The following is a 12,600-nucleotide window of genomic DNA, read 5'->3' on the forward strand; positions in this document are numbered from 1 at the left end:
TGGTCATCGGGAATTGGTCATGCATAGGTCTCATCGCTCCAGCTGCCGTGTGGCGGCCGCCAGCGCAGGGATGAGGGTCGTGCGGATCGCCGGTCGAACCCATGGAGTCTTGAGGTCATGCATACCCGCCGCGACATCCTTCAGCTGCTCGGCGCCAGCGCCGGTGCCGGTTTGCTGGCCAGCGCCCTGCCCGCGTTCGCGGCCGCGCCAGTTGCACGTGCGTCCACTGCCGGCGGCGCATTCGTCAGCAAGCGCCCGCCCAAGGCGCAGCGCCGCTTCGTCAGCAAGGCGGTCGAGCAGCAGATCGTGCAGATCAAGGCGCAGATCGCCGACCCGGAACTGGCCTGGCTGTTCGAGAACTGCTACCCCAACACGCTAGACACCACCGTGGAAACCGGCACCCGCAACGGCAAGCCGGACACCTTCGTCATCACCGGCGACATCCATGCGATGTGGCTGCGCGATTCGTCTGCGCAGGTACATCCATACGTGCCACTGGCCAGGCGTGACCCTGCATTGCGCCGCATGTTCCATGGCCTGATCCAGCGCCAGGCCGCGTGCATCAAGCTCGACCCCTACGCCAACGCCTTCCTGCCCGATGGCCAGACCCAGCGCCTGAAGTGGTCGCTCAACGACATCACCGAGATGAAGCCCGGCGTGGGCGAGCGCAAGTGGGAAGTGGATTCGCTGTGCTACCCGATCCGCATCGCGCACGAATACTGGCGCGCCACCGGCGATGCCGCACCGTTCGACGACGACTGGCGCGAAGCGATGCACGTGGTGGTGCGCACCTTCCGCGAGCAGCAGCGCAAGGACAACCGCGGCCCGTATGTGTTCCAGCGCCCCTCCCCGCTGGCCACCGAAACCCTGGTGCTGGAAGGCTACGGCCAGCCGACCAAACCCAACGGCATGATCCACTCGATGTTCCGCCCGTCCGACGACGCCTGCGTGTTTCCGCTGTTCGTGCCGGCCAACCTGTTTGCGGTGACCTCGCTGCGGCAATTGGCCGCGATGAGCACGGCATTGCATCGCGACACGGCTTTCGCCGCCGAGTGCACCGCACTGGCCGATGAAGTGGAAACCGCCACCCGCCAGTTCGGCCAGCAACGCGATGCCGACGGGCAGGCGTACTGGGCGTTCGAAGTGGACGGCTTCGGCAACCAGCTCTTCATCGACGACGCCAACGCGCCCGGCCTGCTCAGCCTGGCCTACCTGGGCTGCTGCGATCGCGCCGACCCGGTGTTCCTGCGCACGCGCCAGCTGGCCTGGAGCGAACGCAACCCGTATTTCTCACGCGGCACCGCCGCAGAAGGCGTCGGCAGCCCGCACAGCGGCATGGGCACCATCTGGCCGATGTCCATCGTGCAGTACGCGCTGGTCAGCGACGACGACGCACAACTGCGCCAATGCCTGCAGTGGCTGAAAACCACGCACGCCGGCACCGGCTTCATGCATGAGGCGTTCGACAAGGACACCCCGAGCACCTTCACCCGCGACTGGTTCGCCTGGGCCAACACCTTGTTCGGCGAACTGATCATCGACCTGCATCAACGCAAACCCCAGCTGCTGCGTAGCGCCTGATGTTGCGAAGGGCCTGACCGCCCTTCGCATGCGTCACCGCGCAGCGCTTGATCTTCCCTTCTCCCGCCGGGAGAAGGTGCCCGAAGGGCGGATGAGGGTGCCCCGGCATCGGCCCGCAAACTCCGAGACCACACACATGGCAACACGACGCGGTTTTCTCCAAGGCGCCATCGCCGCCGCCCTGTTCGGCAGCGTCGGCCTGCCCGGCATGGCCCGCGCGCGCGCCGGCAACTACGCGCTGCCGGCCGACGCACGCACCCGCGCCGATCTCACCCGCCATGTCGATGTCTTCATCGGTACCGGTGGCCACGGCCACACCTTCCCCGGCGCCACGCTGCCATTCGGCATGGTGCAGCTGAGCCCGGACACTTACAACGCGGTGTGGGATTCGTGTTCGGGCTATCACGAGTCCGACGGCTCGATCATGGGTTTCTCGCACACGCATCTGTCCGGCACCGGCATCGGCGACATGCTGGACTTCCTGCTGGTACCCGCCACCGGCGAGGTCAGGCTGGTGCCAGGTCCGCTCGACAATCCGGACGCCGGCTACCGCTCGCGCTACGACCATGCCGATGAAGCCGCATCGCCCGGTTACTACCGCGTGCGCCTCAAGGACAGCGGCGTGCATGCCGAACTCACCGCCACCGCGCGCGCAGGCCTGCACCGTTACCACTTCCCCAAGGGCAAGCCGGCCCACGTGCTGCTGGACCTGTGCCACGGCATGCAGGACAAACCGGGCATTCCCACCCGCGTCAGCGATGCGCAGCTGCGCGTGGTCGACGCACAGACCCTCACCGGTGGGCGTCGCGTGTATCAATGGGCCAAAGGCCGTTATATCTACTTCGCGCTGCGCGTCTCGCGGCCGTTCAAACACGTGCAGCTGTACAACGAAGACCAACCGCTGGCTGCCGATGCGCGCAGCAGCGATGGCACGCATCTCAAGGCTGCGCTGCACTTCCCCGATGGATCCGACGCCCCGCTGCTGATCAAGGTCGGCATTTCCGCGGTCAGCGCCGACAACGCATTGGCCAACCTCGACGCCGAACTGCCCGACTTCGACTTCTCTCGCGTGCATGCGCAAGCCGTCGCCGCCTGGGAAAAAGAACTGGCCCGCGTGCGCATCGACAGCGACGACGACGCGCAACGGCGCATCTTCTACACCGGCCTGTATCACAGCCTACTGGCGCCCACGCTGTTTTCCGATGTGGACAACCGCTACCGCGGCATGGACCTGCAGATCCACACCGCGCCTGCCGGCTACCACAACTACAGCACCTACTCATTGTGGGACACCTACCGCGCCGCGCATCCGCTGCTCACGCTGGTACAGCCAGAGCGCGTGCCCGACCTGGTGCAATGCCTGGTGCGCGGCGCCAACGAATGCCCGGACGGCGTGGGCATCTGGCCGCTGCAAGGCGTGGAAACCGGCTGCATGATCGGCTACCACTCGGCCGTGGTCCTGGCCGAAGCGCATGCCAAGGGCTTCACCGGCATCGACTACAAGGCCGCGTGGCCGGCGTACCGCAAGCGTGCGATGGACGACACCACGCACGGCATGGGCGAATACCGAAAACTCGGTTATATCCCCGCCGATCAGGTGGACGAAGCGGTCAGCCGCACGCTCGAATACGCCTACGACGACTGGGCCTGCGCACATCTGGCGCAAGCCGCAGGCGCCGGCGACGATGCACGCGCATTGCGCGAACGCTCGCGCAATTACCGCAACGTCTTCAATCGCGACAGCGGCTTCGTGCAGGCGCGGCTTGCCGACGGCAGTTGGGCCACGCCGTTCGACCCGCGTGGCATGGGGCATATCGCCAAGTGGCGCGATTTCACCGAGTCCAATGCCTGGCAGGCCACCTTCCTCAACCAGCACGACCTGTACGGCTACATGGACTTGTACGGCGGCCGCGATGGCTTCGTCGCCAAGCTGGACGAGCTGTTTTCCACCAGTTCCGAGCTGCCCGCCGACGCACCGCCGGACATCGACGGCCTGGTCGGCCAGTACGCGCACGGCAACGAGCCCAGTCACCACGTGGCGTATCTGTTCGCCTATGCCGGGCAACCGTACAAGACCCAGGCGATGGTGCGCCGCTTGCTGCGCGAGCAGTACCACGACGCGCGCAACGGCCTGTCTGGCAATGAAGACTGCGGGCAGATGAGCGCGTGGTTCGTGCTCAGCGCGCTCGGGCTGTACGCGGTGGATCCGGTCAGCGGCAACTACATCGTGGGCAGCCCGCTGTTCAAGCGCGCCACGCTGGATGTGGGCAACGGCCGCACCCTGCGCATCGTGGCCAAGGACAACAGCGCGCAGAATGTGTACGTGCAATCGCTGACCTGGAACGGCAAGCCGCTCACCCGCGCCTGGCTGCGCCACACCGAGCTGGCTGCCGGTGGCACGCTGGAATTTGCGATGGGACCCAAGCCCAACCCGGCCTTCGGCGCTGACAAGAAGGATCTGCCACCGTCGTTTGCGTAACGCGATTGCACAACTGCCGCGTGCTCCCGCAAGCGGGCATTGCGCGTCCTTCTCCCGCAAGCGGGCATTGCTCTCCCTTCCCCCGCAAGCGGGGCATTGCCTTTCCTTCTCCCGCAAGCGGGCATTGCTCTCCCTTCTCCCGCAAGCGGGCGTTGCCTTTCCTTCTCCCGCAAGCGGGAGAAGGTGCCCGCAGGGCGGATGAGGGCAGAACGCAAACACCAGCGCCTCCATCCACCCGCACCATCGGCCCCACCTACATCGAGACCTCCATGCTGCGTACCACTCTTGCTCCCCTGGTCCTGGCCCTGGCGCTCGCGCTGCCCGCCGCTGCTGCAACGCCCGAATCCTGGCCCGCCTTCGGCACGCAAGGCACGCAGTTCGTGCGCGACAGCAAACCGTATCAGATCCTCTCCGGCGCCATCCATTTCCAGCGCATCCCGCGTGCCTACTGGAAAGACCGCCTGCAGAAAGCGCGCGCCCTGGGCTTGAACACCGTCGAGACCTACGTGTTCTGGAACCTGGTGGAGCCGCAACGAGGCCAGTTCGATTTCGACGCCAACAACGATGTCGCCGCGTTCGTGCGCGAGGCCGCCGCGCAAGGCCTCAACGTCATCCTGCGCCCGGGCCCCTACGCCTGCGCCGAGTGGGAAGCCGGCGGCTACCCGGCCTGGTTGTTCGGCAAGGACAATATCCGCGTGCGCAGCCGCGACCCGCGCTTCCTCGCCGCCAGCCAGGCCTATCTGGACGCGGTAGCCAAGCAGGTGCAACCGCTGCTCAACCACAACGGCGGCCCGATCATCGCCGTGCAGGTCGAGAACGAATACGGCTCCTACGATGACGACCACGCCTACATGGCCGACAACCGCGCCATGTACGTCAAGGCAGGCTTCGACAAGGCATTGCTGTTCACCTCCGACGGCGCCGACATGCTCGCCAACGGCACCTTGCCCGACACCTTGGCCGTGGTGAATTTTGCGCCAGGCGAAGCCAAGAGCGCGTTCGACAAGCTGATCAAGTTCCGCCCCGAGCAACCGCGCATGGTGGGCGAATACTGGGCCGGCTGGTTCGACCATTGGGGCAAGCCGCATGCGGCAACCGATGCCAGGCAACAGACCGAAGAACTGGAATGGATCCTGCGCCAGGGCCATTCGGCCAACCTCTACATGTTCATCGGCGGCACCAGCTTCGGCTTCATGAATGGCGCCAATTTCCAGGGCAATCCCAGCGACCACTACGCGCCGCAGACCACCAGCTACGACTACGACGCCATCCTCGACGAGGCCGGTCACCCCACGCCCAAGTTCGCGCTGATGCGCGACGCCATCACCCGCGTCACCGGCGTACAACCGCCCGCATTGCCCGCGCCGATCGCCACGGCCGCCCTGCCGGAAACCTCGCTGCGCGAATCCGCCTCGCTGTGGGACAACTTGCCCGCCCCGATCGCCATCGACACCCCGCAGCCGATGGAGCACTTCGGCCAGGATTACGGCTACATCCTCTACCGCACCACGATCACTGGCCCGCGCAAGGGCCCGCTGTATCTGGGCGACGTGCGCGACGTGGCGCGCGTGTATGTGGATCAACAACCGGTCGGCAGCGTCGAACGCCGGCTGCAGCAGGTGTCCACCGACGTGGATATTCCAGCCGGCCAACACACCCTCGATGTCCTGGTCGAAAACAGCGGCCGTATCAATTACGGCCCGCGCATGGCCGACGGCCGCGCCGGCCTGGTCGACCCGGTGCTGCTAAACAACCAGCCCCTCACCGGCTGGCAGGCCTTCCCGCTGCCGATGCACGCCCCCGACAGCATCCGCGGCTGGACCCGCAAGCCGGTGCAAGGCCCGGCCTTCCATCGCGGCACGCTGCGCATCGGCACGCCCACCGACACCTATCTGGACATGCGCGCCTTCGGCAAGGGCTTCGCCTGGGCCAACGGCGTCAACCTCGGCCGCCACTGGGCCATCGGCCCGCAGACCACGCTGTATTTCCCCGCGCCGTTCCAGCGCAAGGGCGACAACACCGTGGTGGTGTTCGACCTGGACAGCACGGTCAAGCCGGTCGTGCGCGGCTTGAAGCAGCAGGTGTGGCTCAAGCCGAAGGACTAAGCCCGCCAAAATCGCGCACTAGAGGTCTGCGGGCCGCGGTGGCTGGCTAGTGGTGAAACCCGGCGCACGCGCAGCAGCCGGCGTACCCAGACGCCCGCGCCACCCCACCGCCATGCAACTGCCGCAACGGCAGCGCCCGACGCGGCCTTCAGACCGCGCCGCACCCGCCGTTAACAGAACGTCCGGTGCCGCTGCGCCGCCCGTACCACCAGGTATCGGACGGCGCAGATTCCAGGCAAGATCACCGGTTGACACCGTTACGGGGGCGCTCTGGTTGCTACGTGGACGGCTTGATTGCAGGTTCCAGGAGCGTTGCATGTCCTCGTCCACCGTTACGCAAGAATCCGTTCCCGCAGGTCCGGAGCACACCCAGCACGCGTTCGCAGAGCAGGTCCACAGCAAGCCGATGGGCAGCACCGAAGCGGCGCACATGATGACCTTCCTGTGCCAGACCCAGTCGGCCAAGAAGCCGCAGACACTGTTGCCGCCGCAAGTGCGCGACGACAGCAACGCCTGAGCAGTCGTCTCGATCACGGACGCCGCAGGCCAGGCCTGTGGCGAGCTGTGCGTGGGCGGCACACTCCCACGCACGAATGCAGTGCTTGAACACGGCGCGTGCAGACGCGCGTTGACGACGGCACAGCGTGCTGACTGCCAGCATGGCCAGCCACGGTGACGGCCGCGCAACTCACCTCACCGCAATCGAGAGCGACCGGCCACGACTGCCCGGCGCATCGCCCTGCCTGCGCGCTTCATGCAATGGAGTTTTCATTCCGACGCTGACGGCGATGCAACGCCACTGCCACGTGCGGCCAGCCAGCGCAGCGGAGTGAGCGGGTGTCATGCGATCGTGGCTTGCGCCGTGGGCGGCGACCACCGGCTCCGGGGATGCTCGATACACGCGGTCTTTGGTGGATGATAAGAGGTTCCACATCCACACAGGACTCGACCACGATGCGTCTGCCATGCCTGCTGATCAGCGCAGTTGCCAGCCTTGCCGCATGCACTGCGCACGCACAGGCGCCGTTGTCGCCAATCGTGCTCAGCGAGTTCATCGCCGACCCTGCACCCACACCGCAGGCGCATGCCTCCACGTTGTTGGAAACCCGCGACGGCCACCTGTTGGCCGCCTGGTTCGGCGGCGCGCATGAAGGCGCAGCGGACGTCGGCATCTGGCTCAGCCAGCGCGACGCGCAGCACTGGCAGTCACCCCGCCGCATCGCCGACGGCGCGCGTGCCGGCACCGGTGGCGCGACTGTGCCGGCCTGGAACCCGGTGCTGTTCCAGTCGGCCAGCGGGCCGGTGCAGCTGTATTACAAACTCGGCCCCAACCCGCGCGAGTGGTGGGGCCTGCGCATGACCTCCAGCGACGACGGTGCGCACTGGTCGTCTCCGCAACGCCTGCCCGACGGCATCCTCGGGCCGATCAAGAACAAGCCGGTGCAACTGCCCGGCGGGCGCATCCTGGCACCCAGCAGCAGCGAAGACCGCGGCTGGCGCGCACATCTGGAATGGAGCGACGACGATGGCGCGCACTGGCAACGCGGCATGCCGCTCAACGACCCGGCGCTGATCGGCGCGATCCAGCCCAGCCTGTTGCTGCACGCGAATGGCCGCGTGCAGGCGCTAGGCCGCAGCCAGCAGAACAAGCTCTTCAGCACGTTCTCCGACGATGGCGGCATGCACTGGCAGCCAATGCAGTTGCTCAATGTGCAAAACCCCAATTCCGGCACCGATGCGGTGTTGCTGCGCGATGGCCGCTCCCTGCTGGTCTACAACCCGGCAGTTGCCGGCAAGGACTGGTGGGAGGGACGCGGCACCCTGGCCGTGGCCGTCTCTGACGACGGCCTGCAATGGCGGCGCGTGCTGACGCTGGAAGACAGCGCCAAGGACGAATTCTCGTATCCCGCAGTGATCCAGACCCGTGATGGCCTGGTGCACATCAGCTACACCTGGAAACGCCAGCGCATCAGGCATGTGGTGATCGATCCGGCGCGGCTGGCAGGCAACTAAGGCACGAGCAAGTCATGCGGGGCGGCGGCCCAGGCATTTAGGTGCAGGAGCGCTCTCTTGGTCGGGGTGCCATTCGCTCTGGGGGCCGCGTCGCGATGCGTGCAGGTTGCGTGCATGGCGGACGCTCACGCACGCGGAAGGAGCATGTGTTGATTGCGCGGTTCTCAGCATCTGTTCCAACGCTTCGTGCCTTGGATGACGGTGATGAGCACTGCGCACGGACTCAAGTTCCCTCCTTCCCGGCGGCAGATAAGCACGCGCCAGCAGTCACGTTCGGTGCTTCCGCAACAGGCGCTCAACGATGCAGCAGCTCCACGAAGCGGCGCACGCGGGCGACATCGGTGCGCTGGTAATCGCCGCCTAGGTCGCTGATGTGGGCATGCGGCGCGTGCACCTGGGCAGCTACCGGGCCGCGCAAGGACGCATGGAACTCATGCGCACCGGTGCCTGCACGCAAGGCGGCGATATTGTGTTCGGACACGCCCGCCCCCGGCATCACCACGATGCGGCCGGCCGCCCGCTCCGTCATCGCGGCGATGGTCTCGATGCCGTCGATCGCACTGGCGCGCGCCCCCGATGTCAGCACCCGCTCACACCCCAACGCGATTGCCGCGTCCAGCGCACGCAATGGGTCCGCACTGACATCGATCGCGCGATGAAAGGTCACGCCCAGCGTGGCCGCTGCCGCGATCAACACGCGCATCGTGGCCAGATCGACCTGGCCATCACGATCCAGCGCCCCCAGCACCACGCCATCGCAGCCGATGCGCACGCACTGCTCCACATCGCGGCGCATCACCTCCACCTCGTCGGCGTTGAACACAAAATCGCCCACGCGTGGGCGGATCAGCACATACAACGGAATCTGCAGGCGCTCGCGCACCACCGCCAAGGTGCCGAACGAGGGCGTCAGCCCACCGCCGTCCAGGCCGCCGCAGAGTTCCACGCGCATCGCGCCGCCTTGTTGCGCTGCCACTGCCGAACCGATGGAATCGGCCGCCACCTCCAGGCCGGCCGCGCTCATGCCGCGGGCTCCTGGGTGTAGTGGCTTTCACCGGGCACCAGCAGATCCTGCCGCTGTGCATCGCACACCGCGTAGCTGAAGCCTTTCTGGATCGCGAATGCTCCCACCTCGCCACGCTTGTTCATCGCCAGAAAGCCGACCTGCAACGTGCGCGTCAGCTCCGGCTTGCGGCGGACCAACCGCATCACCACCTCGCGGCACGCGTCGGCCGGCGACCTGCCTTGCCGCATCATTTCCACCACCGCAAAACTGCCGACATTGCGGATCACTTCTTCGCCCACGCCGGTGGAGGTCGCGCCACCCACCTCGTTGTCCACGTACAACCCTGCGCCGATGATCGGACTGTCGCCGACCCGGCCGTGCATCTTCCACGCCATGCCGCTGGTGGTGCAGGCACCAGACAGGTTGCCGTGCGTATCCAGCGCCAGCATGCCGATGGTGTCGTGGTTGTCCTTGCCGCCGGGCAACTTGGCATCGCGCCAGGCGCGGTTTTCAACATTGGCTTCCGGCGAATACTTGGAGGTCTTCAACCATTCCTTCCAGGCGGCTTCCGAGCTTGGGGTGAGCAGCCTGGTTTTCGGAAAGCCCTGCTCCAGCGCGAACTGACGCGCACCATCGCCCACCAGCATCACGTGCGGCGTTTTTTCCATCACCGCGCGAGCCACCGAAATGGCGTGCACCACATCTTCCAGCGATGCCACCGCGCCGCAATTGCCCAGGTGATCCATGATGCAGGCGTCCAGCGTCACCCGCCCGTCGCGGTCCGGATAGCCGCCCAGGCCGACGGTGGGATTGGTCGGGTCCGCTTCTGGCACCCGCACACCGGCTTCCACCGCATCCAGCGCAATGCCGCCGCTGCCGAGAATCTTCCAGGCCTCCTGATTGGCGGCAACGCCAAAGTCCCAGGTGGAAATCACCCGCGCCGCGCCACGCGGCAGCGCTGACGGCCGCACACCCGGCGTGGCGCCCACTGCGGCCTGCGCGCGTGCGCCCCAGCCGGCAAGCCCGGAAGCGATCGCGCCCAGCGTGGCGCTCTTGAGGAAGTGACGACGTTGGATCATCCGGGCAACTCCATGATGGAAACGAGCGGCCGCGCAGTGCGGCACCAGCCTTCCATCATGCGGCAGCGTGGCGTGCGGATAAACCGTATTGCGGCGCTGTCGTGTGCGGATCCGCGCACAACTGTCGCGTAGATGGGCCGAGCCTGTCTGGGGCGTCGCGTGTCCGATGCGTGGATCGAATTGGCGGCCGGCAAGGGAAGGCGCCATGCGCAGCGATGCCGAATCGCGCCTGGTCTAGCAGATGAGGCAGCCGACGCTGTCCTCTTCGCCGCACCCTCATCCGGTGCTGCGCGTCACCTTCTCCCGGTGGGAGAAGGAAGTGAGGCCGGTCACCACACGGTTACAGGCAACGGTCCAGCTGCACTGCCGCAGCGCACGCAGGGCCGGCGAAAAAATCGTTCGTCCGGTTAACCCCATTCGCCGCGCTGGCCCGTTTCACTGACAGAGGCGCAGTGCACGGCGACCTCGGGCTGCCCGGTAGTTCGCTCATTCCACTTCGTCACGCAAAGGATTTCCCATGCCACGTCATAGCCTGATCGCGCTCGCCTTGTTGCTGAGCGCCTGCTCGCACGAACCCACTGCAGCGGTCGACGAGCCGTCACGCGCCGAATCCATGCCACAGCCCGCGCAACCGCAGCACCCCGACCAGACCAACGCGCTCCCGGAGGTCAGGCCGCAAGCGCAGCTCGCAGCACCCGCCCCTGCACATGTCCTGGAAGCGCCATCGGCCCCTAGCCCCCCGCCGCCCCCCGTCCTTGCGATGCCAGCGATGCCTGCGCCGGTCAGCACCAGCAGCCTGTCACGTCAGGCACCCGCCGCCACGTTGATGGCGCATCGCCCGGTGCTGGATAACCGCATGCCGATGCCACCGGTGATCCCGGCACCTGCCGAAGACCGCGAGCGCTACCAGCACATCGACGACAACGCCATCGTCCAGGCTGCCCAACAGCCCATCTCCACCTTCAGCATCGATGTGGATACCGGCAGCTACAGCAATGTGCGCCGCTTCCTCAGCGCTGGCAGCCTGCCGCCGGTGGATGCGGTGCGCGTGGAAGAATTGATCAACTACTTCCGCTACGACGACCCGGCGCCCACCAATGGCCAACCGTTCGCCGTGCGCACCGAACTGGCGACCACACCGTGGAATAAAGACAGCCTGTTGCTGCGCGTCGGCATCGCCGGCCGTGACATCGCCACCGCGAATCTGCCGCCGGCCAACCTGGTCTTTCTGGTCGACGTCTCCGGCTCGATGGACGCGCCGGACAAGCTGCCGCTGCTGCAGGCCTCGCTCAAACTGCTGGTGCGGCAGCTGCGCGCCAAAGATCGCATCACCCTGGTGACCTACGCCGGCAACACCGCGGTGGTGCTGCCGCGCACGCCGGGCGACCAGCAAGCCCGGATCGTCGAAGCCATCGACGCCCTGCAATCGGGCGGCGGCACCGCCGGCGCCAGCGGCATCGAACTTGCCTACAAAGCTGCGCAACAAAGTTTTCTGCGTGGCGGCATCAACCGCATCCTGCTCGCCACCGATGGCGACTTCAACGTGGGCGTCACCGATTTCGATCAGCTCAAGGGCATGGTCGCAGAAAAGCGCCGCTCCGGCGTCGCCCTGTCCACGCTCGGCTTCGGTACCGGCAACTACAACGACACGCTGATGGAGCAGCTGGCCGATGCCGGCGACGGCGCCTATGCCTACATCGACACACCACTGGAAGCGCGCAAGGTGCTCACTCACGAGCTGGGCGCCACCCTGGCCACCATCGCCCGCGACGTCAAGATCCAGGTGGAGTTCAATCCGGACACCGTCAAGGAATACCGCCTGATCGGCTATGAAAACCGTGCGCTGCGCGATGAGGATTTCAACAACGACCAGGTCGATGCAGGCGACATCGGCGCCGGCCATACCGTTACCGCCTTGTACGAAATCACCCCCGCCAACGGCAACGCATCGGTGGACCCGTTGCGCTATGCAAGCGCCGCGGCACGTCCGCAGGCGGGCGCCCTCAACAGCGAGCTGGCGCACGTCAAACTGCGCTACAAACTGCCCGATGCGCAGCGCAGCCGGCTGCTGGACACGGTGGTCCGCCGCGACCAACGCCGGGCACTGGGCGCCACCAGCGATGCCTTCCGGTTTTCTGCAGCGGTGGCCGGGTTCGGGCAGCGTCTGCGTGGTGGCAAGCAACTGCGTGGCTGGGATTACCCGCAGGTACGCGCACTGGCCGCCAGCAGCCTGGGCGAGGACCGCTTCGGCTATCGCGCCGACTTCCTGCAGATGGTGCAGCAGGCCGACGCGCTGAGCACCCGGCCAGTCGCCACCACCGACTGATGCGCGCGGCG

8 protein-coding genes are annotated in these 12,600 nt (G+C 66.6%); 6 read left to right on the forward strand and 2 right to left on the reverse strand.

Going from position 1 to position 12,600, the window contains the following annotated elements:
* Positions 1-117: 117 nt before the first annotated feature.
* From ABQZ09_RS04170 to ABQZ09_RS04190, 5 genes are all read left to right on the forward strand, one after another.
* Complete coding sequence (locus ABQZ09_RS04170; RefSeq protein WP_349776181.1) at positions 118-1,581, forward strand: glycoside hydrolase family 125 protein; 1,464 nt, start codon at positions 118-120, stop codon at positions 1,579-1,581.
* A gap of 136 nt (positions 1,582-1,717) precedes the next feature.
* Complete coding sequence (locus ABQZ09_RS04175; protein ID WP_349776182.1) at positions 1,718-4,060, forward strand: GH92 family glycosyl hydrolase; 2,343 nt, start codon at positions 1,718-1,720, stop codon at positions 4,058-4,060.
* A 269-nt stretch (positions 4,061-4,329) separates the two neighbouring features.
* Positions 4,330-6,165: a glycoside hydrolase family 35 protein gene (locus tag ABQZ09_RS04180; RefSeq protein ID WP_349776183.1), complete on the forward strand. Its 1,836-nt coding sequence runs from the start codon at positions 4,330-4,332 to the stop codon at positions 6,163-6,165.
* Positions 6,166-6,481: 316 nt separating this feature from the next.
* Positions 6,482-6,682, forward strand: coding sequence for a hypothetical protein (locus tag ABQZ09_RS04185; RefSeq protein WP_047697346.1), 201 nt, complete (start codon positions 6,482-6,484; stop codon positions 6,680-6,682).
* Between the two features lie 437 nt (positions 6,683-7,119).
* Positions 7,120-8,178 (forward strand): sialidase family protein, encoded by a 1,059-nt coding sequence (locus ABQZ09_RS04190; protein ID WP_349776184.1) that lies wholly within the window; start codon positions 7,120-7,122, stop codon positions 8,176-8,178.
* A 295-nt stretch (positions 8,179-8,473) separates the two neighbouring features.
* On the opposite strand, the gene ABQZ09_RS04195 is transcribed toward ABQZ09_RS04190, so the two are convergent.
* A complete protein-coding gene (locus ABQZ09_RS04195) occupies positions 8,474-9,202 on the reverse strand; it encodes a copper homeostasis protein CutC (RefSeq protein WP_349776185.1) in 729 nt (242 codons plus the stop codon).
* Positions 9,199-10,263 carry a glycosylasparaginase gene (locus ABQZ09_RS04200; RefSeq protein WP_184556651.1) on the reverse strand — a complete coding sequence of 355 codons (1,065 nt, stop codon included), beginning with the start codon at positions 10,261-10,263 and terminating at the stop codon, positions 9,199-9,201. The genes ABQZ09_RS04195 and ABQZ09_RS04200 overlap by 4 nt, the downstream gene beginning before the upstream one ends.
* Positions 10,264-11,089: 826 nt before the next feature.
* On the opposite strand from ABQZ09_RS04200, the gene ABQZ09_RS04205 reads away from it, so the two are divergent.
* Positions 11,090-12,589 carry a vWA domain-containing protein gene (locus tag ABQZ09_RS04205; RefSeq protein ID WP_503018545.1) on the forward strand — a complete coding sequence of 500 codons (1,500 nt, stop codon included), beginning with the start codon at positions 11,090-11,092 and terminating at the stop codon, positions 12,587-12,589.
* The last annotated feature ends 11 nt before the right edge of the window (positions 12,590-12,600 follow it).

The sequence above is a fragment of the Xanthomonas sp. WHRI 6106 genome (genome assembly GCF_040202405.1).
Lineage (GTDB): Bacteria > Pseudomonadota > Gammaproteobacteria > Xanthomonadales > Xanthomonadaceae > Xanthomonas > Xanthomonas cannabis.